Raw genomic sequence first — 20,081 nt, 5'->3', positions numbered from 1 at the left:
CGTGCCCCCGGGGCTGGTGCGCTTCGAGCTGTTGCACGAGGACGCCAGCGGCACCAAGGCGCGCCGCGGCCGGCTGAACACGCCGCATGGCCCCATTGAGACGCCCATCTTCATGCCCGTGGGCACCGTGGGCAGCGTCAAGGGCGTGGGTCCGGACGACCTGAAGACCCTGGATGCGCAGATCATCCTGGGCAACACCTACCACCTGATGCTGCGCCCCACGGACGCGCTCGTCGGGGAGATGGGCGGCCTGCACCGCTTCATCTCCTGGGACCGGCCCATGCTCACCGACAGCGGCGGCTTCCAGGTGTTCAGCCTGTCGGAGAAGCGGAAGATCACCGAGGAGGGCGCCGCCTTCCAGTCGCACCTGGACGGCTCCCGGCACTTCCTGACGCCGGAGCGCTCCATCGAAATCCAGGAGACGCTGGGCGCGGACGTCATCATGGCGTTCGACGAGTGCCCTCCGTCCACCGAGGACCGCGCCTACCTGGAGAAGTCCCTGGCTCGCACCACGCGCTGGCTGCACCGATGCGTGAAGGCGTGGGGCCGCGAGCGCTCGTCGCTGTTCGGCATCGTACAGGGCGGCCTCCATGACGACCTGCGCAAGCGCCACGCGGAGGAGGTGTGCGCGGTGGACCTGCCCGGCTACGCGCTGGGCGGCTACTCCGTGGGCGAGGCGCCGGAAGCCATGCACGCGGGCGTGGCCTACTCGGCGCCGCTCTTGCCCCGGGACAAGCCGCGCTACCTGATGGGCGTGGGCACGCCGCTGGACCTGGTGACGTGCGTGGAGCACGGCGTGGACATGTTCGACTGCGTGCTGCCCACACGGTGCGCTCGCAACGGCCTGCTCTTCACCTCGGAGGGCAAGCTGGTCATCCGCAACGCGGCCTACGCCAAGGACCCCCGTCCGGTGGACCCGGCGTGCTCCTGCTACACCTGCCGCACGTTCAGCCGGTCCTACCTGCGGCACCTGTTCGCGGCGGGAGAAATCCTGGCGATGCGGCTCAACACGCTGCACAACCTCCACTACTTCCTGGACCTGATGGCCCAGGTGCGCCGGGCCATCGCGGAGGACCGCTTCGCCGCGTTCGCCCGGGACTTCCGGGCCAAGGCCGTGGCGCAGGAGGCCGAACGCAAAAGCGGTCGGTGAGCGGGCAACGGGTTTGCCGTGCTTCCGGCGTTCACTTGCTCACATGGGGCGCCCTTGCTAAGAGGCCACCCTTTCGGATGTTTTGACCCCACCCGTACGCCGGGTCGGGGCCGCGTTTCCGAGTCCTTCCTTCCAAACGACGAGGCAGTACGTGGCTGACAGTTTCCTGATTCTCGCGCAGGCCGGGGCCGGTGGTTCTCCCCTGGGGACCTTCGGCTTCCTCGCCGTTCTGGTGGCCATCATGTACTTCGTGATGATCCGTCCCCAGCAGAAGCAGCTCAAGGAGCACCGCAATCTGCTCGCGGGGCTGAAGAAGGGGGATGACGTCGTGACGTCCGGCGGCATCCTCGGACGCATCCACCAGGTGGACGACTCCACCGTGACGCTGGAGATCGCCAGCGGAGTGCGCGTGCGCGTGCTCAAGACGGCTGTCAGTGCGAAGGGAACCGTTCCGGTGGCGGGCGCCCCGGCGGCTGCCCCCGCTGAGAAGAAGGAGGAGAAGTAATGGACCGCGGCTGGTGGTGGAAGTTCGGAATGATCGTCGCGGTGACGCTGGGGACGATCTGGTTCCTCGTCCCGACGTACTACTCGCTGGTGGTCCTGGACCGCAACGAGCGCAACAACATCGCCGTGCTGGAGCAGCGGCTGCCCGCGTGGGCGCCCCCCGCCAAGTACCGCCTCAACCTGGGGCTGGACCTGCAGGGCGGCATCCACATGGTGATGCGGGTGGACACCAAGACGGCCCTGCAGAAGCGCACCGAGCGCCGCGGGACGCAGATCGCCACCTACGTCAACGACAAGAAGCTGGGTGAGGTGACGGCGGACACGGACCCGGAGCGGCTGCAGCTGGTGCTGACCGCGAAGGACCCGGCGACCATGGACGCCATCCAGAAGGAGGTCCTGGCCACCTTCACCGACTTCACCGTGGAGTCCCGCAACGGCGGCACGCTGGTGCTCAAGCCGGACGAGGGCCAGGTGAACCGCTTCCGCGACGAGGCCGTGGACCAGGCGATGCTCGTCATCCGCCGCCGCATCGACAAGTGGGGCGTGGCGGAAGTGGACGTGCGCAAGCTGGGCACGGACTCCATCCAGATCTCGCTGCCCGGCCGCAGCAACCCGGAGCAGGCCAAGGAGCTGGTGGGCACCACCGCGCAGCTGGAGTTCCGGATGGTGGACGACACCAACCCGCAGGTGTTCGCGCAGATGTACCAGCAGCACCCGCCCCCGGCGGAGAGCAACATCACCCTGGTGGAGGACGAGGGCTTCCCGCAGCTGTCCTCGCCCAACCGCGAGGCGCTGCTGGCGTACGCGAAGGACAAGACGCCGGAAGGCCGCGACGTCGTCACCGAGTGCGTGGCGAGCCCGGTGAAGAAGAACGACTGCATCGCGTACCGCAGCTACCTGCTGGACAAGAACGTTCCGCTCACGGGTGAGAGCCTGGCGGGCGCGGACGCGTCCGTCAGCCAGATGAACGAGCCGGAGGTGAACATCGCGTTCGACCCGGCCGGTTCGCGCGAGTTCGAGAAGCTGACCGAGGCCGCCGTGGGCCGCCGGATGGCCATCGTGCTGGACGACAACGTGCACACCGCGCCGCGCATCAACGAGAAGATCGGCGGCGGCCGCGCGCGCATCACCATGGGCCGCGCCAGCGGGCGCAGCTTCGAGGAGTGGCTGGGTGAGGCGCAGACGCTGGCGCTGGTGCTCAAGGCCGGCGCGCTGCCCGCGCCGGTGACGGTGGGCGAAATCCGTCAGGTGGGCGCGACGCTGGGTGACGAGCTCATCAAGAAGGGCAGCCTGGCCGCGCTGGTGGGCCTGGCGCTGGTCGTCGTCTTCATGGCGGTCTACTACCGCAAGTCCGGCCTCATCGCGGACGTGGCGCTCCTGCTCAACGGCCTGCTCATCCTGGCAGGGCTCGCGTTCTTCAACGCCACGCTGACCTTGCCGGGCATCGCGGGCTTCGTGCTCACGCTGGGCATCGCGGTGGACGCGAACGTGCTCATCAACGAGCGTATCCGTGAGGAGCTGTCCCACGGCAAGTCCGCGCGCGCGGCGGTGGACCAGGGCTACGACCGCGCCTTCTGGACCATCTTCGACGCGCACGTGACGACGCTCATCGCGGGCTTCATCCTGTTCTTCACGGGAACGGGTCCGGTCCGCGGCTTCGCCACCACGCTCATCGTGGGCCTGCTGGCGTCGCTGTTCACGTCCATCGTCGTGACGCGCGTCATCACGACCTACTTCGTCCACGGCCGCAACGCGCAGTCGGTGTCCGTCTAACGGGCCTCCAGCGCCTTCGGGAAATCCGCCATGCAGATTCTCAAGCACAAGACGAACATCGACTTCATCAGCAAGCGCAAGCCGGCGCTCTTCATCTCCACCCTCATCAACCTGGCCATCATCGTCGGCATCGCCGCGGTGGGGTTCAACTTCGGCGTGGACTTCGCCGGCGGCACGGTGGTGGAGCTGAAGTACAACACACCCACCACGGCCCAGCAGGTCCGTGAGAAGGCCCAGGCCGGCGGTCTGCACGACGTCAGCGTCCAGGGCGTGGGCGCGGCCGAGGAGAACTCCTTCCTCCTGCGCATGGGCGGCGTCACGCAGCTCACGGAGGAGAACGCCGAGCACGCGAAGGCGGCCATCCAGGGCCTGGGCGAGACGCGCAGCGTCTACGCCGACATGGCCAACGGCATCGTGAACTTCCGCTCCGCGCAGCCCATGTCCGCGGACGCGGTGAAGAAGGCCGTCGAGGCGGCGGGCATCGGCGTGCAGGAGGTGCGTGACCTGGGCGCGAACCAGGGCGGCAACGGCTACGACTACCAGGTCGTCGCGAGCGGCATGGCGGACAAGGTGTTCGCCGCGCTGAGCGCGGGCTCCGACAAGCCCGACTTCGAGCAGCGCCGCGTGGACTACGTGGGTCCGCAGGTGGGCAAGCAGCTGCGCAACCGCGGCATCATGGCGCTGGTGTACTCGATGGTCGCCATCCTCATCTACGTGGCGTTCCGCTTCGACTTCAAGTTCGGCCCGGGCGCGCTGCTCGCCATGCTCCACGACGTCATCATGGTGGCGGGCTACTACCTGGTGAGCCAGCGCGAGTTCAACCTCACGTCCATCGCCGCGCTGCTCACCATCGTGGGCTACTCGGTGAACGACACCATCGTCATCTACGACCGCATCCGCGAGGACATGGTGAAGTACAAGGGCAAGCCGCTGCCGGAGATCATCAACATCGCCGTCAACGACACGCTGGGCCGCACCATCCTCACCTCCGGCGTGACGGCGCTGTCGCTCATCGGTCTGCTCATCTTCGGCGTGGGCGAAATCTTCGACTTCGCCATGGCGATGCTGGTGGGCATCCTCGTGGGCACGTACTCGTCCGTGTACATCGCCAGCCCGCTGGTCATCTGGCTGGACGAGCGCGCGCACGCCCGCGAGGGTCACGGCGGCGGCGCCAAGCAGGAGCCGAAGACGGCCTGAGCTGTTGGCTGGCCTTGCAGCGACGAGGGCCCTCCTTCCCACGCGGGAAGCGAGGGCCCTTCGCTTTTCTAGAAGCGCGCGCCCAGCGTCAGCGACGCGTCCATCAGGCCGCCGCCGTTGTCGTCCGTCGAGGTGACGTTCGCGAAGTCCTGGTCGATGAGCAGGCGGTAGGTGCCTCGCACGCCGGCGGTGAGGCCTCCGGTGTTGAACTCCAGGCCCACCGCGAGCGGCACCTCCTCCATCAAGTCGCTGTCGTAGAGCCCCGCGCCCGCGCCGCGCACGTCCACGTAGGACAGGCCCAGGCCCACGCCCGCGAAGGGGCGCACCGCGGTGAGGAAGGGCGGCGACACCTTCACCAGCGCGCTGCCTCCGTTGCGCACCAGAGAGGGCGCGTCGAAGAGGCGGCTGTCGCTCACCTTGTTCTGCGAGCCCTCGTAGCCGACTTCAAAGCCGAGGAAGGTGGTGGGCTGGAGGTTGAGCGTCAGGCCCCACAGCGGCCCGGTGCTGGCCAGGTCGCCCAGATCGCCCGTGTAGTCGCCAATGCCGCCGCGCAGGAAGACGTTCACGTCTCCCTGCTTCTTCTGCGCGAGCGCGGGCCCCGCGCACAACACGACTGCCATCAGGGCCCCGCCCTGGAGAAACCTGCGAAGCATGCGGACCTCCCTGTCCACGGGTGTGCACTCAAGCTGGGCACCGCGTACCCGCCGTGCAGGTTGAGAGCAGGAAGGCAGCCGAGCGCACGTCTGAACAAGCGTGCAGGAGGGTGGTGTGAGTGGGCGGGTTGGACTGCCTTGGTCGGACGTCTGAGGTACTGTCCTTCACCATGCGGTGGTTGCTTCCAGATGTCGTCGAGCAGGAGGTGGGTTCGCTCGCGGGTGAGCTGTCGCTGCACCCGTTGGCGGCGAGGGTGTTGCTCCACCGTGGCTACCGCACGCCGGAGGCGGCGTCGGCCTTCCTGTCGGACCGGCTGGCGGACCTGCCGGACCCGTTCCGGATGAAGGGCATGGGCCCCGCGGTGGAGCGCGTGCTGCGCGCGGTGCGGCTCAAGGAGAAGGTGACGCTCTACGGGGACTACGACGTGGACGGCGTGTCCTCCACGTCGCTCATGTACCTGTTCCTCAAGGAGCTGGGCGCCACTCCCGCCACGTACATCCCGCACCGGCTGGACGAGGGCTACGGCCTCAACCTGGGCGCGGTGGAGCGCATCGCGCAGGACGGCACGCGCCTCTTGGTGACGCTGGATTGCGGCATCACCTCCGTGGCGGAGATTGCCCGCGCGAAGGAGCTGGGCCTGGAGGTCGTGGTGGTGGACCACCACACGGTGCCGCCCACGTTGCCGCCCGCCACCGCGGTGCTCAACCCGCACCAGCCCGGCTGCGAGTACCCCACCAAGGTGCTGTGCGCCGCGGGCGTGGCCTTCAACCTCTGCATGGGGCTGCGCAAGCGGCTGCGCGACGACGGCTTCTTCGCCACGCGCAAGGAGCCCAACCTCAAGGCGCTGATGGACCTGGTGGCGCTGGCCACCGTGGCGGACGTGGTGCCGCTCACCGGCGCCAACCGCATCCTCGTGGCGCACGGCCTCCAGGAGCTGTCCCAGGGCCGCCGCCCCGGCATCCGCGCGCTGAAGGAGGTGGCCGGCCTGGAGCCGGACGCCACCGTCACCGCGGGGCAGGTGGGCTTCCGCCTGGGGCCCCGCATCAACGCCGCGGGCCGCCTGCATGACGCGTCGCTGGGCCTGCAGCTGCTCTGCGCGGACTCCGTGGAGACGGCGCGCTCGCTGGCGCAGGTGTTGGATCGCGCGAACGCGGAGCGGCAGGGCATCGAGAGCGGCATCCTCACGCAGGCGCTGGCGCAGGCGGAGGAGCACAAGGACTCGCGCGGGCTGGTGCTCTACGACGAGGGCTGGCACCCGGGCGTCATCGGCATCGTCGCGTCGCGCGTGGTGGAGCGCTACCACCGGCCCACGGTGATGGTGGGCGTGAAGGACGGGGTGGGGAAGGGCTCGGCGCGCAGCATCGAGGCGTTCCACCTGTACGACGCGCTCACCGGGTGCTCGGACCTGCTCATGCGCTACGGCGGGCACAAGCACGCCGCGGGCCTCACCATCGACGCGAAGCAGCTGCCCGCCTTCCGCGAGGCCTTCGCGAGGATTGCCCTCCAGCGCCTGACTCCAGAGGACATGATTCCGCGCTGCCGCGTGGACGCGGTGGTGAACCCGGCCGACCTGGACGCGACGGCGGTGGAGTCGCTGCAGAAGCTGGGGCCCTTCGGTCAGGGCAACCCGGAGCCGGTGCTGGTGCTGCGCGGACAGCAGGCCCGGCCTCGCGTGCTGCCCGCGAAGTCCGGGGCGCCCGGCGCGGGGCACCTGAAGCTGGCGCTCGTGGATGCCCCGGAGCTGGATGCCATTGGCTTCGGCATGGCGGACCGCGTGTCGCTGGTGGAGGGGCCGGTGGACCTGGCCTTCCAGGCCGGCTTCGACACCTTCCGCGGCCAGCGCAAGCTGTCCCTGCGCCTCAAGGACGTGCGTCAGGCCGCCTGACGCTGTCCCAAGGCTTGGGCCCGCGCTACGCGAGCCCCCAGCGCACCCGGCCCGGCGACATCAGCGCGCCGGCCCGCGCCAGCTCGTTGAGGCGGAAGCGCTCCGCCTGACGCTCGAAGGCGGTGCGGCAGCCCTCCGAGCAGAAGAAGTACCGGCGCTTCTTGTACTCCGACGAGGGATGGCCCTCCGGGGCCTCCAGGTGCCTGCCGCACACCGGATCCCAGTGCCTGCTGCTGCCCTGCCCGTGTTCTTGTTCGCCGTTCATCTTCCACCTCCAGCCCGACGCCCCCGACTCCCCGAACTGGCGCGAATGTAAGCAGGGGGCATGCCAGCGGTCCATCTCCTTGGAAGACCAAGCAAGGGGACGTGTCCGGGACGCGGAGGAGGGGGAAAAAGTTCAGCCCCCGCCGCCGCTTCCCGGGTGGGAAGGGCGCGGGGGCCGAAGGGACGAACCGGGGCGGGGCTTCAGAAGCCGACGCCGGCGCTGCCACCCAGGAAGAAGTCGTTGGCGTAGCCGCGCCGCAGGCCCATGACCTCGACGCGGAAGGTGAGGTGCAGCGTGCGCGACAGGGCGGGCCGGCCGCGGATGCCCAGGCCGTACTGGGCGACGGGCTTGAGGCCGTTCACCTTGGTCTCCTCCTCGCCCACGGTGATGCTGGTGTTCTGGTACGCGAGTCCGCCACCGGCCTGAAGGAACAGACCGAAGGGCGAGTCGCCGAATTGGAACAGCCAGGCCGGCGCGAGCGTGAAGTAGTGAAGCCGCGTGTCCCCCTTGATGAAATCCGTGCCGTCACTGAGGCTGCCGTAGAGCCAGCGCAGGTCCGCGAAGAGGGCCTCGCGCAGGGTCGCGTTCTCCGTGAAGAAGTTGCGGCCGAACTCCCAGGTGGCGCGCACGCCCAGGCCGGGCTTGTTGTCGGAGAAGTCGCCGCGGGCGCTGTCGATCAGCAGCAGGCCGCCCACCAGCTCCACCGCGACGCCCAGGCTGGGGTCGTCCAGGCGGGACATGCTGCGGAAGCCGTCGTCGTTGGTGGCCTCGGCGGCCTCGCGGAACTCGTCCGTTTCGTCCACCAGCCTGCGGCGGCGATCGTAGGCGTCGTCGTCGTCCTTCTGGGCCTTCTCCTGGGCGCGTTCGGCTTCCTGCTCCGGATAGGCGTAGGGGTCGTCGTCATCCGCGCTCTGGGCGAACGCGACAGGGGTGAAGAGCAGGCTGCCGGCGAGGCAGGCCTTGAGCCAGGTGTTCAAGGGAGCGGGCCTCACTGGAAGATGTTGGGGCAGGTGGTGCCGCCCGCGGCGCTGGCCGGGCAGAGGCTGGGTCCGATGAGGAGCTCGCGCGGGATCTGCAGGTGGTCCATGAACTCGTTGCAGACGGCCTTGCGCAGCTCCAGGTCGGAGATGTGCGAGATGATGGCCATGGCGGGGACGGCCAGCGAGAACAGGGTCTGATCCCCGAGCACCTGCTGGGTGTACTGGTAGATGCCCGGCTTCGCGGGGTCCGTGTCGTAGTACGCGGAGACGATGTCGCGCTGCAGCTGGGCCTCCTGGCCGGTGGAGCGGCCCGCCTGGTAGAGCGCGGTCGCCAGCAGCGTGCCCACCTGGTACTCGGCGCCGTCGCTGGTGAAGCTGGCCACGTCCTGATCCCGCACGCGGAGGTACAAGGTCGCGCTCATGCAGCGGTCCCCGCGCGACAGGTCGCGCGCGTCCGTCACCCCGGCGAAGGGGCCGCCGTCGAAGGAGGTCGCCATGAAGCGGGGGTCACACCCGCTGACGCTGCGGCAGGTGGCGCCGTAGGCGTGGTAGTCCGCCAGGCCCTCGTCGAAGACCTTGAGCACGTTGGCGCCCTGGCTGGGCGCCTCCGAGGACCAGTTGGACAGCGCCACGGGCAGGGACTGGCCGGCGTACGCCAGGCGGTTGAACACCAGGTGCGAATATTCGTGCGCCATCACCGCCGCGTTGAGGGGCAGGGGCGCGCGCTGGATCTGATCGAACGGCAGCACCATGAAGGACTGGAGCACCGGGTAGAAGATGGCGTTGTCGCGCGCCGGCTCCTTGCTCGACTGCGCCTGGATGAACTCCGGGAAGTAGTAGAGCGTCGGCGCGGGCTCGAAGGACGCGACCTTCACGTTGGCGACGGTGCGGAAGTACTCGTTGGCGCGCTCGAGGTTGTAATACGAGGTCACCATGTTCCAGGAGTGGAAGTCCGCGGGCCAGAGGACGTCCTCGCCCGTCTTCTCGTCCTTCTGGGTGATGTAGCTGGCCTTCACGTCGTAGCCGGTATTCTTGAGCAGCACTTCCGCGACGGTGTCCGCCGTGGCGTTCTGGAGCGCGGGGTCGTCCACGTCGATGACGATGCGCGCGCCGCCCTGGAGGTCACCGACGGTGCCCTTCAGGCCGACGACGTCCTCGATGGTGGTGAGTTCGACCTGCGTGGGGACGTACTGGCCATTGCTGGAGCGGGACAGGACGGCGACCTTGACGGGGGCCTCGCTGTCCGGCGCGCAGCCCGCGGCCAGGGTCAGCCCGACGGCGGCGGTGATGACTGTTCGGAGCATGACGCCCGTTTTACTCCGGACCGCTCAGAACGTGTATTCCCCTCCGAGTGTGAGCAGGCCGGAGGTCTCCGGAGGCAGGTCCTCCGGCACGTCCCGCTGGAGGGCCACGGAGGCCCACAGCCGCACCGCGTCGCCCGGGCGCACCGTCCACCGGGTGGCCACCACGTGGGCCACGCCCTCACCCGGCACGTACCGGGTGAAGGCGTAGGACAGCTGGCCCCGGAGGGCAGGGGTGATGCGCCAGGAGAGGGACGGCTTCACGTCCCAGCGGACCGGAGCGGAGGGGAAGCCGGTGGTGGCGTTGACCTCGCCCAGGCGCCGCGCCACGGCCGCGCCCAGGTCGCGCAGCTGGCGGCGGCGCAGACCCGCCAGGGCCCTGCGCGCGGCCACGCGGCTTTCCAACTGGGCCTCCAGCGTCTCCGTCTCCGCGTCGGTGAACTGGCCCGCGGTGAGCGGATCCTCGCTGTAGAAGGCGTAGCCCCCGCGCAGCCCCAGCTCCCACTGGCCCTTCCAGAGGAGCCGCGCGCCCAGCGTGGGCCGGGCCGACCAGAGGATGTCCTCCTGGGCGTAGCGCTCCGTGGCGGCGCCGTCGGAGACGGTGAGCAGCTGGCGGCGCAGTGGATTGCGGCTGACGCCCACGCCCGCGTCCAGGCCGTACTCCCAGGTGCCGAAGCCCGCCGAGTCCCAGGCCGCGCCCAGCTGCACCGCCTGGCTGCCTTGGCCCGTCCGGGCGGTGAGGCCGGGGACGTTGAGGCGGGGGCGCTCCGGGGTCAGCTCCGTGTCCGAGGCCTTGGACAGGCCCAGGCTGACTGCTCCGGACAGGAGCCAGTGCTCGCCCGCGAGGTGGTCCATGCCCACGGAGAGCTGATGGGTGGCCGCGGTGCCGGACTCCGGACGCACGCCGGTGTAGCCCAGCGTGAGGAAGGTCGCTTCCCCCACGCCCACGTCACCCAGCAGGCTCCACAGGGCATAGCCGTGGCCGCCGCTCGCCTCTAGCGTGACGGAGCTCTCCGCTCCTTCCGCCCGGGCCGTGCGCGCCCCCAACAGCGCCAGCAGCACCAGGCCGGCGCACGTGGACGCGCGCGTGGGCACGCCTCCGGGCCGGCGGCGGGTTTCCAGGTCCCCCTGCATGGAGGCTTCAACACCGGATCCAATTCCGGGTTGCGGGGACGTGCGCGCCTGCCTGCTCATGCGCCTGTCTTCCGAGGGAGATGGCGGTGAAAACACGAGGGCGCTCGGGCCATGGATTCCTTGACGCGTCGTTTCCACGATCCGCTATGGTGCCCGGCCTTCCTTCCCGAACCAAACGCAGGCGGTCTCCATGGCGGTCCCGTTCATTTCCGAGGTCAAGCGTACCCATACGTGCGGTCAGCTCACGGCCGCGAACGCTGGCGAAGAAGTGGTCCTCTTCGGCTGGGTGCACAACCGCCGCGACCACGGCGGCGCGGTGTTCATCGACCTGCGGGACCGCGAAGGGCTTACCCAGGTGGTGTTCGAGCCGGACAGCAAGGAGGCCCATGAGACGGCCGGCCACCTGCGCCTGGAGTACTGCGTCGGCATCAAGGGCAAGGTGCTGTCGCGCGGCAAGAACGTGAACCCGAAGATGAAGACGGGCGAGATCGAGGTGAAGGCCTCGGACCTGACCATCTTCAACCGCTCGGAGCCCACGCCGTTCCTCATCGAGGACAACGTGGAGACGTCCGAGGAGAAGCGCCTGGCGCACCGCTACCTGGACCTGCGCCGCGGGCCGCTCCAGAAGACGCTGATGACGCGCTCGAAGATGAACACGCTCGCGCGTTCGTACATGGCGGGCAACGGCTTCCTGGAGCTGGAGACGCCCTTCATGGGCAAGTACACGCCGGGCGGCGCTCGTAACTTCCTGGTCCCCAGCCGCCTGAACCCGGGCAAGTTCTACGCGCTGGCGGAGAGCCCGCAGCTGTACAAGCAGCTGTTCATGGTCGCGGGCTTCGACCGGTACTTCCAGATCGTGAAGTGCTTCCGCGACGAAGACCTGCGCGTGGACCGGCAGCCGGAGTTCACGCAGATCGACGTGGAGATGAGCTTCGTCACCCAGGACGACATCTTCACCATCATCGAGGGGCTGCTGAAGAAGCTGTGGGGCGAGGTGCTGGGCATCGACATCCCGACGCCCTTCATGCGCATGGACTTCTACGAGTCCATGGCGAAGTACGGCAACGACAAGCCGGACCTGCGCTTCGGGCTGGAGCACGTGGTGCTCACGGACCTCATCCGCGAGCACGGCGCCGCGGGCGGCGTGCCCATGATGTGGGACGCGGTGCAGGACAAGGGCATCGTCAAGGCGATGGTCGTCCCGGCGGAGAAGGCGCTGTCCCGCGCGGAGAGCGACAAGCTGGAGGACTTCGCGAAGCAGGCGGGCGCCAAGGGTCTGGCGCGCGCGAAGGTGGGCGAGGGCGGTGAGTGGACCCAGTCCCCGCTGTCCAAGACGATTACGCCGGCGCTGCGGCAGGCCATCAACCAGGCCGTGAACGCGAAGACGGGCGACCTCATCCTGTTCCAGTTCGGCCGCGAGTCGCTGGTGCACACGGTGATGGCGAACCTGCGCGTGCACGTGGCGAAGAAGCTGGGCCTCATCCCCGAGTACGGCAGCGGCGGCCAGTGGAAGTTCCTCTGGGTGGTGAACCCGCCCCTCTTCGAGTACGACGAGGAGACGAACACCTGGGCGGCGGCGCACCACGCCTTCACCCGTCCGCATGACGAGGACGTGCAGTACCTGGGGACCGACCCCGGCCGCGTGAAGTGCCACCGCTACGACGTGGTGCTCAACGGCTTCGAGATCGGCGGCGGCTCCATCCGCCTGCATGACCCGAAGGTGCAGAGCGAGGTGTTCAAGGCGCTGGGCATCCAGGAGGAGGAGGCGCGCGTGAAGTTCGGCTTCCTGCTGGACGCGCTCAAGTTCGGCGCGCCCCCGCACGGCGGCATCGCGCTGGGCATGGACCGCCTGGTGATGCTGCTCACCGGCGCGGAGTCGCTGCGCGACGTGATTCCGTTCCCCAAGACGAAGACGGGCACGGACACGATGACGGGCGCTCCCGGCGACGTGGACGAGAAGCAGCTGCGCGAGCTGCACGTTCGCTCGGTGCCGCTGCCGCAGAAGTAGTCAGTCACGTCCCGCCGGGAGGAGGACACTCCCGGCGCGCTGCTTTCGTTGCTCGCCGCACCCCGGGTCCTTCGAACGGCCTGGGGGAGTGGCTGGAAGCCGACGGACAGCCCCTCGGAACGGCTGGACATCCCGGTGGCCGTGGCCATTGGGGACCCGTGGCGTGCGAGGGAGCGGGCGCGATGCGGGGACGGGCGTTCGGAGCGTGGGTGCTGGCGTGGGCCCTGCTGTGCGCGGGGCCAGCCTTCGCTGCCGAGACGAAGATGCCCCCCGGCCTCACCGGTGGCTGGGGCGGGATGCGCGGGTTTCTCTACGAACTGGGCGTGGGGATACAAATCCGTTACGTGACGGAGCTCGCCTTCAACGCGCGCGGCGGCAAGGGACACGCGCTGCGGCAGGCAGGCCAGCTCAACGTGGGGCTGGGCCTGGACCTGGAGAAGCTGGCCGGGCTCAAGGGCGGCACCTTCCAGTTCACGTTCACGCACCGCAACGGCAACAACCTGAACGCGGACATGGAGCTGGGGAACCTCCAGCTGGTGCAGGAGGTGTACGGGCGCGGCAACGTGGGGCGCCTCACGCAGCTCTGGTGGGATCAGCTCTTCTGGGGCGAGCGGGTGCACCTGAAGCTGGGGCGCATGACGGTGGGCGAGGACAGCGCGGACTTCCCCTGCGACTTCCAGAACCTGTCCTTCTGCGGCGCGCAGCCCGGCAACATCGTGGGCAACTACTGGTTCAACTGGCCGGTGAGCCAGTGGGCAACCCGGTTGCGCGTGGACCTGGCGAAGGTGGCGTACGTGCAGCTGGCCGCGTACGAGATGAACCCTCGCAACCTGGAGGAGGCCTTCTACCTGGGGCGCTTCAACGGGGCGACGGGCGTGATGCTGCCGCTGGAGCTGGGCTGGAACCCGAAGTTCCACGGCGACCGGCTGGAGGGGCTCTACAAGGTGGGCGTCTGGTACGACACATCCAACGCGCCCGACGTGTTGCTGGCCGGCGTGGAGCGCGAAGGGCGCTACGGCATCTACTTCGTCGCGCGCCAGCAGCTCACGCACGTGGCGGGCTCGGAGAACGAGGCGCAGGGCCTCAACGCCTTCGTCCGCCTGACGCACACGGACCTGGACACCTCCACGCTGGACGGCCAGTACACGCTGGGCCTGGGCTACACGGGCGTGTTCGGCCGGGCGGATGACGACGTGGGCTTCGCGCTGGGCGCCACGCACTCCAACGGGCGCTACGTCACCGCGCAGCGGCAAAAGCAGGCGCAGGACCCCGGCACGCCGATCCCTCGCACGGAGTACCTGGGCGAGCTGTACTACAGCCTCCATGCGACGCCGTGGCTCGTGCTGCGGCCCAACTTCCAATACATCCGCCCCGGCGGTGACGAGGACGCGCGCAACATCATCGTCCTGGGCCTCAAGGGCGCGCTCACCCTGTAGGGCATGTGGGGAGAGGGCCCCCGTTCCGTGCCGCTTCGCGGGTGGCCTAGAGTGGGGCCATGGCCCTGTCACCCTCGTGGGATGCGTGGCTGTCGGAGAACCTGCTGCGGGGCGTGCCTGAGGAGGCGCTGGCCCGGGCACTGGTCGCCGGAGGGGTGGCTCCGGAAGAGGCGCGCTCGGAGGTGGCTCGCGCGCGACGGCACCCGGCGGTGGAGGCCGGTGACTCGCGCGGGGCGCTGGGGGCGGAGGTGGTTTCGCTCCTGGATGTGCGCGCGTCGCTGCATGCGCAGTCCCGCCGGACGGTGGAGCGGCGGCGGGGCGTGTCCTCGGAGGAGTTCCAGGCCCGCTACTACCGCGCGCACCGGCCCGTCGTCCTGGAGGACTTCCTGGAGGGCTGGCCGCTGCTGGAGCGCTGGCGGCCGGAATCCCTGGCGCGGGACTACGGTGACGTGGAGGTGGAGGTCATGACGGGCCGCGAAGCCCGCGCGGACCATGACATGTCACCGGATGCGTGCCGCACGGTGATGAAGCTTTCGGACTTCCTCCACCGGCTGGAGCACGGCGGGCCGTCCAACGACCTGTACCTCACCGCGCGCAACTTCGCGCTGGAGCGGCCGGAGCTGCGGGGGCTGCTGGAGGACCTGCGGCCGGCCCCGGGCTTCGTGTACCCGAAGCGGCAGCACGGGAGCCTCAAGCTGTGGGTAGGGCCCGCGGGCACGCACACGGCACTGCACCATGACGTGGACTCGGTGCTGTTCTGCCAGGTCCACGGGCGCAAGCGCTTCTGGTTGGTTCCGTCGTTCGAGACGCCTCGCCTGTACAACCGCGAGCACGTGTGGAGCCCCGTGGACGCGGCGGCGCCGGACCTGGAGCGCTTCCCGGACTTCGCCACCGCGCATGTGCACGAGGTGGTGGTGGGCCCGGGGGAGATGCTCTTCATCCCCGTGGGCTGGTGGCACCAGGTGCTCGCGCTGGACGTGAGCGTGTCGCTGACGTTCCAGTCGCTGGAGGTGCCGGGCGGAAACGCGCGGTGGCACACCTTCGGTTGAGGTGTGCCCACCGCTTCAATGGCTTGCGTCAGCCGTTGAGGTTTTCGTCCTTCGGCGTTTCAGGAAGGGGCGGTGTGGACGGCGGCGGCGTGGGCGGCGGGGTTTCAGACGTCCGCTTCCGGCTGAGCTCCTCCTGCGCGGGGTCAGACGGGGGATTGGGGTTCGGGACGATTCTGTATGAGTTCTCGGGAGGCGTCATGGAGTCCGCTCGGGGTGGATGTGGACGACCCAAAAGGTTCAGCCCGATTCAAGGGGGCTGGCGATGACGTCTTCCCTCCCCCCTGTATGGAGAACGTGGCTCGCGGAGAACCTTGCGCGTGGGGTGCCTTCAGCGCGCCTCGCGGCCCGTTTGGAGGCGGTGGGAATCGCGCCAGAGGTTGTCTGGGAAACGATTCGGGCCGCGGAGACACACCCGGCGGTGATGCGGGCGCGTGAATTCACGACACGTCTGGGATTGCTCGAATCGCTACTGAGGACGCGGTCGGTGTCGAGACGACAGGCATTGCCCTCGCCGCGCGTGGAGCGGCGGTCCCGGCTGGCTCCAGCGGAATTCTTCAATGAGTATTATCGGCGCAACCGGCCGGTTGTCATTGAAGGCTTGATGGAGGACTGGCCGGCGCGGACGCGGTGGACGCCTGCGTGGATGGCCGAGCGTTTCGGTGACGAGACGGTGGAGGTGATGGCGGGGCGCGACGCCCAGGAGATGCCGGACCTGCACGCGGACCGCCTGCGCCGGGACGTGCCGCTGCGGGAGTTGCTGGCACGGTTCGACGGTGCGCCGGCGAACGACATGTATCTGGTGGCTCGAAACAGCCTGCTCTTGCGTGACGCGTTCCGGCCGCTCTTGGAGGACCTGCGTGCGCCAAAGGGCTACATCCAGCCGGATCTGCACGGGCCCGACCGCGTGCATCTATGGTTGGGGCCGGCGGGGACGCTGTCCAACCTGCATCATGATCACCTCAACGTCCTGTTCTGCCAGGTGTGGGGGCGCAAGCAGGTGTGGCTGGCGCCGTCGTGGGAGACGCCTTGGATGTCCAATGTGCGCGGCTTCTACAGCGCGGTGGACGTGCTGGCGCCGGACCTGGAGCGCTTCCCGGACTTCGCCCGGGTGGCGTTGCACACGGTGGAGGTGGGGCCGGGAGACACGCTCTTCATCCCGGTGGGGTGGTGGCACGCGCTGCGGGCAGTGGAGCCGAGCCTGTCGGTGACGTTCGTGAGCTTCGAAGAGACACCTGGGATGAACACCTGCTGGCGGGAGGGCTGGCTGGGCGCCACGCCTCCGGAGGAGCACCGATGAGAGCTTCGCGCGAAGTGGAGGCGGAGACCTCGCCGCTGACACCCGAGTGGCGGCGGTGGCTGGTGGAGAACCTGGTGCGTGGTGCGTCGCCGAAGGAGTTGGTGGCGTCGCTGGAGAAGGCCGGGGTGGCGGCGGAGCAGGCGCGGCGGGCGGTGGAGGTGGAGCAGCAGGAGCCCTTCGTCGCGGGCGCGCTGCGAGCGGTGGGCATGCAGCGGAAGCTGGAGGGGCTGCTGGATGTGTACGCGGAGCTGTTTCAGCAGACGGAAGGACCGCCGCGTGTGGACCGGCATGACGCGCTGACGCCCGCCGCGTTCTTCGAGCACTACTACTTCGACAACCTGCCCGTCGTGCTGCGCGCGGAATGGAGCGCGCCACTGGAGCCGGAGGCCTGGAGCCCCGCGAAGGTGGCCGCGCTGTTGGGTGAGCGCGAGGCGAGACACGCGTGCTGCGTGCCCCTGTTCGAGGACTCGCGGCTGGAGGTCCTGGCCCGGGGGCTGACGCCGCTTCGGGGCTTCACGGCGGAGGACGCTCGTGCGTGTGAGCCCCGCCTGTGGTGGGAGCCGGCCGGCGCGGAAGTTCCCCTGCGCGCGGCGCGGCGCAACGTGCTGCTGGCGCAGGTGCACGGGGAGCGGCGGCTCCAACTGGTCCCGGCGTTCGAGTTGCGGCGCGTGACGGGGTCTGGCGATGCACCCTTGCGCCTGGACGTGACGCTGTCTCCGGGAGAGTGGCTGCTGCTGCCGGTGGGCTGGTGGTACGGCTTCAGTGCGCCAGACGGCGGCGTCGCAATCTCGTTCGAAGCCTTCGCGCTGCCGGAACCAAATGTGACGTGGGACGCCGACGCGGAGCCCCAGCCTTCGCCTCTGCCTCCTCGCGACTGAGGGACGCGGGCGCTACTGATACAGCAGCACCTTGTCCACCCAGCGCATGTTGGGTTGCTTCTTGTGCCAGTCGAGGCGCTCGGCTCGCAGCGCCTGGGAGGGCTCCTCGCCGGACTGGATGCGCTCGCGCACCGCTCGGAAGAAGGCGCCCGCGTCGTTGGGGATCTCCGCCGTGGCTGCGAAGACGGCCCGCGCTCCGGAGGCGACGAACGCCTGCGGCAGCGACGACGTCTCATGCAGGATGGGCGGAAGGCGGGCCGCGCTGCATGCGCCCAGCACCACCAGGGGCGCGCCGTCCAGATGCCGGCGGCGCAGCTCCTCCGCGGTGAGCGCATAGCGGCCGTCCTGCTGCGGCGACAGCGCGATGACCGTGGCGTCCGACAGCGCGCGGTCCACCACGCCGTGCGCGTGGATGTCGATGTCCGTGGCCTGTTCCATCGCCTCCAGCACGCGCTCGGGCGTGGCCTGCGCGCCCTTGAGCCGCAAGAGCCGCTGCGCTCCCGCCAGGTCCACTTCCGCCGCCGAGGGCAGCCGCGCCAGCTTCAGCGTCAGGGGCGGCTCCACATCCGACACCACGACGTGCAGGGGCGGCTTCGCGGGGGACGTCGCGGGCACGCCCGTGCCGACCCGGTAGCTCCAGGCCAGGTCCGCTGGCAGGAGGCCCGCGCGGCTGTCCAGGGGCGGCGCGGCCAGCACCGCCACGCGGGGACAGTCGCGCAGCAACTCCACCAGCTCGCCGGGCACCAGCCCCGTCAGGTCATCGCGCAGGGGCACCGTGCGCGAGGCGTCATAGTGGCCCTGCACCTGGCCCCGTGGACCGCGCACCACCGTCACCGTGCGCTCCGCCTCCACCGCCGCCGCCAGCACGCAGTCCTCCGGCACGGGCACCTGGAGGCTTTCGGCCACCACGGCCATGGCCTCCTGGAAGGCCCCGGCGTGGCCCGCGCTCACCGCGAGCGTCTGGAAGGCCACCGCCCTGGCGTCGCGCGCATCCGCGTTCACCCGCAGGAGCGGCTCCGCCTCCGCGATGGTCTGCCGCAGCACCCGCTGGCCCTCGCGCCAGTCTCGGTCCACCGCGAAGCGTCCCCGGATGAGCGTGGCCAGCACGCGCCGCCCCGCGTTCTCCCGGAGTGGACTCACGCGTGCCAGCTCCGCCATCAGGAGCGCTTCGTCGGACGGACGGGGCGCCAGCCGCGCCAGGTCCGCGAGGATCCACGCGCCCTGGAGCCCGGGCGTCTGTCCGCACGCCAGCGACGCCTCCAGCTCCTGCCGAGCCTCCTGGGGACGGAAGCGCATCAGCGCCAGCGAGGCCAGGTTGCGGTGCGCCAGGGTGCGCGCCGCGCAGTCGTCGGGCTGACGGGCCAGGGACTCGGTGAGATAGGCGCGCGACAGCGCCACCCGCACCTGGAAGCGCGTCGCGTTCGCCAGCATCACCAGCGCCTGTCCCTCGCGCTCCCATTCGCCCAGCGCGGCGGCCTCCTGCCACGCGGCCCTCGCGGACTCCTCTCCTTCCACCAGCCGGTTCGACGCGGTCGCGCGGCTGCTCAACCGGATGAGCAGGTCCACGCAGCGCAGGGGCAGCTTCTTCGCGCGGCACTCGCCCAGCGCCTCCCGCAGCCGGTCCCCGGCCTGGGTCCCCTGGCCCGACAGGTCGTCCAGCCGCGCGCCCTCCTGCGCCACGCGCGAGAGGATCCAGGGGTCCGTCTCGCCCACCGTCAGGGCGCGAAGCTCCTCGTGCGTGCGCGCCACGCCCGGCGTGCGCAAGAGCGCGCCCAGCAGCAGGTCCTTCGCCGTGGGCTCCTGGCGCAGCCGCTCGATGAGGCTCGCGGGGTTGGGGTGCGCGTCTTGAATCAGCTTCGCGTACTCGCGCGCGAGCGGCACCCGGCGCGCGAAGTCCTGCGCCGCCAGCCGCCGCACGGTGTCCTCCAGCACGGTGCCTCCGCCGGCCGCGTGGTCCAGCACCCCCGCGAGCGGCAGCAGGGCCTTCACCTGTTCGGAGCTCTCCGCGGTCGCCAGCAGCTCGTAGAACGACTCGCGTGCCATGCCCGGGAAGCGGGCCGCGCCCTCCACCGGCAGGGGCGCCTGGGGTGAGCGCAGCCGGGCGTGGAAGGCCTCGCGCGTGGCCTTCCACGCGTCCGCACGGGCCTGGAACCGGGCGCGCAGCGTCCGCGCCTGCTCGCGCGCCTCGTCGCTCCATCCGGGTTCGCCCTTCGCGGCCACCGCCTCGAAGGCCGTGGCGGAGAGGAGCGTCAGCCCCAGCTCGCGCGCCACCACGGCGCGGTTCCAGCGCGCCTGCGGGTGCTCGGGCATGGCCTCCAGCGTGGCGTCCAGCAGGGTCAGGGCTTCGTCGGCGTGGCCGCGCAGGATGGCGACGGCGGCCAGGTCACTGTCGCGGTCCAGCGAGGGCGACGCGCGCCTGAGGTACGCGAGCCCCTGCTCCGTGTCGCCATGCAAGAGGTAGCTGATGCCCACCCCGTGCGCGTCGCCGCGCTCCTCCAGGCGGGACAGCGCGCCCAGGGGCACCGCCGGGGCCAGCACGTCCCGTCGGGGGGGCGCATGGGGGCGGTATC

Annotated in this window: 16 protein-coding genes; 10 read left to right on the top strand and 6 right to left on the bottom strand. The window is 70.0% G+C overall.

Features of this window, described 5'->3' with window-relative positions; genetic code table 11:
• Nucleotides 1-13 precede the first annotated feature (13 nt).
• The 4 genes from tgt to secF all read left to right on the top strand — a co-directional run bounded on the left by tgt (nt 14) and on the right by secF (nt 4,624).
• Nucleotides 14-1,150, top strand: a complete 1,137-nt coding sequence (gene tgt, locus D7Y21_RS26305) for a tRNA guanosine(34) transglycosylase Tgt (protein WP_370039252.1) — start codon at nt 14-16, stop codon at nt 1,148-1,150.
• A 151-nt stretch (nt 1,151-1,301) separates the two neighbouring features.
• Nucleotides 1,302-1,655, top strand: a complete 354-nt coding sequence (gene yajC / locus D7Y21_RS26300; RefSeq protein WP_014395525.1) for a preprotein translocase subunit YajC — start codon at nt 1,302-1,304, stop codon at nt 1,653-1,655.
• The gene (secD, locus tag D7Y21_RS26295; protein ID WP_120564213.1) at nt 1,655-3,427 is read left to right on the top strand and encodes a protein translocase subunit SecD; all 1,773 of its coding nucleotides are present in this window, start codon (nt 1,655-1,657) and stop codon (nt 3,425-3,427) included. Before yajC ends, secD begins: the two co-directional genes overlap by 1 nt.
• A 30-nt stretch (nt 3,428-3,457) precedes the next feature.
• Complete coding sequence (gene secF / locus D7Y21_RS26290; RefSeq protein ID WP_121716440.1) at nt 3,458-4,624, top strand: protein translocase subunit SecF; 1,167 nt, start codon at nt 3,458-3,460, stop codon at nt 4,622-4,624.
• Nucleotides 4,625-4,692: 68 nt separating this feature from the next.
• Here secF and D7Y21_RS26285 read toward each other — a convergent pair whose 3' ends face one another.
• Entirely contained in the window at nt 4,693-5,277 is a 585-nt protein-coding gene (locus D7Y21_RS26285; RefSeq protein WP_121716438.1) for an outer membrane beta-barrel protein, read from the bottom strand.
• Between the two features lie 170 nt (nt 5,278-5,447).
• Between D7Y21_RS26285 and recJ the strand changes: the two genes are divergently transcribed.
• Entirely contained in the window at nt 5,448-7,163 is a 1,716-nt protein-coding gene (gene recJ / locus D7Y21_RS26280; protein ID WP_120564216.1) for a single-stranded-DNA-specific exonuclease RecJ, read from the top strand.
• A gap of 25 nt (nt 7,164-7,188) precedes the next feature.
• On the opposite strand, the gene D7Y21_RS26275 is transcribed toward recJ, so the two are convergent.
• The 4 genes from D7Y21_RS26275 to D7Y21_RS26260 all read right to left on the bottom strand — a co-directional run bounded on the left by D7Y21_RS26275 (nt 7,189) and on the right by D7Y21_RS26260 (nt 10,843).
• A complete protein-coding gene (locus D7Y21_RS26275) occupies nt 7,189-7,428 on the bottom strand; it encodes a YHS domain-containing protein (RefSeq protein ID WP_120564217.1) in 240 nt (79 codons plus the stop codon).
• Between the two features lie 200 nt (nt 7,429-7,628).
• The gene (locus tag D7Y21_RS26270) at nt 7,629-8,405 is read right to left on the bottom strand and encodes a hypothetical protein (RefSeq protein WP_121716436.1); all 777 of its coding nucleotides are present in this window, start codon (nt 8,403-8,405) and stop codon (nt 7,629-7,631) included.
• Between the two features lie 11 nt (nt 8,406-8,416).
• A complete protein-coding gene (locus tag D7Y21_RS26265; protein WP_121716434.1) occupies nt 8,417-9,712 on the bottom strand; it encodes a hypothetical protein in 1,296 nt (431 codons plus the stop codon).
• A 24-nt stretch (nt 9,713-9,736) separates the two neighbouring features.
• A complete protein-coding gene (locus D7Y21_RS26260) occupies nt 9,737-10,843 on the bottom strand; it encodes a hypothetical protein (protein WP_121716432.1) in 1,107 nt (368 codons plus the stop codon).
• 190 nt (nt 10,844-11,033) lie between these two features.
• On the opposite strand from D7Y21_RS26260, the gene aspS reads away from it, so the two are divergent.
• From aspS to D7Y21_RS26235, 5 genes are all read left to right on the top strand, one after another.
• Nucleotides 11,034-12,851: an aspartate--tRNA ligase gene (gene aspS / locus D7Y21_RS26255; protein ID WP_121716430.1), complete on the top strand. Its 1,818-nt coding sequence runs from the start codon at nt 11,034-11,036 to the stop codon at nt 12,849-12,851.
• Between the two features lie 182 nt (nt 12,852-13,033).
• Nucleotides 13,034-14,287 carry a carbohydrate porin gene (locus tag D7Y21_RS26250; RefSeq protein WP_121716428.1) on the top strand — a complete coding sequence of 418 codons (1,254 nt, stop codon included), beginning with the start codon at nt 13,034-13,036 and terminating at the stop codon, nt 14,285-14,287.
• A gap of 59 nt (nt 14,288-14,346) precedes the next feature.
• Nucleotides 14,347-15,336 carry a cupin-like domain-containing protein gene (locus D7Y21_RS26245; protein WP_121716426.1) on the top strand — a complete coding sequence of 330 codons (990 nt, stop codon included), beginning with the start codon at nt 14,347-14,349 and terminating at the stop codon, nt 15,334-15,336.
• A gap of 484 nt (nt 15,337-15,820) precedes the next feature.
• Nucleotides 15,821-16,633, top strand: coding sequence for a cupin-like domain-containing protein (locus D7Y21_RS26240; protein ID WP_121716423.1), 813 nt, complete (start codon nt 15,821-15,823; stop codon nt 16,631-16,633).
• Nucleotides 16,630-17,511: a hypothetical protein gene (locus tag D7Y21_RS26235; RefSeq protein ID WP_147469380.1), complete on the top strand. Its 882-nt coding sequence runs from the start codon at nt 16,630-16,632 to the stop codon at nt 17,509-17,511. Before D7Y21_RS26240 ends, D7Y21_RS26235 begins: the two co-directional genes overlap by 4 nt.
• Before the next feature lie 12 nt (nt 17,512-17,523).
• Here the strand turns inward: D7Y21_RS26235 and D7Y21_RS26230 are convergent.
• A partial coding sequence (locus D7Y21_RS26230) for a CHAT domain-containing protein (protein ID WP_147469379.1) occupies nt 17,524-20,081 on the bottom strand: 2,558 nt, incomplete at its 5' end.

The organism is Corallococcus sp. AB045, assembly GCF_003668895.1.
GTDB lineage: Bacteria > Myxococcota > Myxococcia > Myxococcales > Myxococcaceae > Corallococcus > Corallococcus coralloides.
Note: the sequence above shows the minus strand (reverse complement) of the source record. Positions and strands in the feature narration are given on the sequence as shown.

Bases quoted from the DNA above. Each gene is read 5' to 3' on its own strand.
- secD (WP_120564213.1), top strand. From the start codon at position 1,655: ATGGACCGCGGCTGGTGGTGGAAGTTCGGAATGATCGTCGCGGTGACG.
- secF (WP_121716440.1), top strand. From the start codon at position 3,458: ATGCAGATTCTCAAGCACAAGACGAACATCGACTTCATCAGCAAGCGC.
- D7Y21_RS26285 (WP_121716438.1), bottom strand. From the start codon at position 5,277: ATGCTTCGCAGGTTTCTCCAGGGCGGGGCCCTGATGGCAGTCGTGTTG.
- recJ (WP_120564216.1), top strand. From the start codon at position 5,448: ATGCGGTGGTTGCTTCCAGATGTCGTCGAGCAGGAGGTGGGTTCGCTC.
- D7Y21_RS26275 (WP_120564217.1), bottom strand. From the start codon at position 7,428: ATGAACGGCGAACAAGAACACGGGCAGGGCAGCAGCAGGCACTGGGAT.
- D7Y21_RS26265 (WP_121716434.1), bottom strand. From the start codon at position 9,712: ATGCTCCGAACAGTCATCACCGCCGCCGTCGGGCTGACCCTGGCCGCG.
- D7Y21_RS26260 (WP_121716432.1), bottom strand. From the start codon at position 10,843: ATGCAGGGGGACCTGGAAACCCGCCGCCGGCCCGGAGGCGTGCCCACG.
- aspS (WP_121716430.1), top strand. From the start codon at position 11,034: ATGGCGGTCCCGTTCATTTCCGAGGTCAAGCGTACCCATACGTGCGGT.
- D7Y21_RS26250 (WP_121716428.1), top strand. From the start codon at position 13,034: ATGCGGGGACGGGCGTTCGGAGCGTGGGTGCTGGCGTGGGCCCTGCTG.
- D7Y21_RS26245 (WP_121716426.1), top strand. From the start codon at position 14,347: ATGGCCCTGTCACCCTCGTGGGATGCGTGGCTGTCGGAGAACCTGCTG.
- D7Y21_RS26235 (WP_147469380.1), top strand. From the start codon at position 16,630: ATGAGAGCTTCGCGCGAAGTGGAGGCGGAGACCTCGCCGCTGACACCC.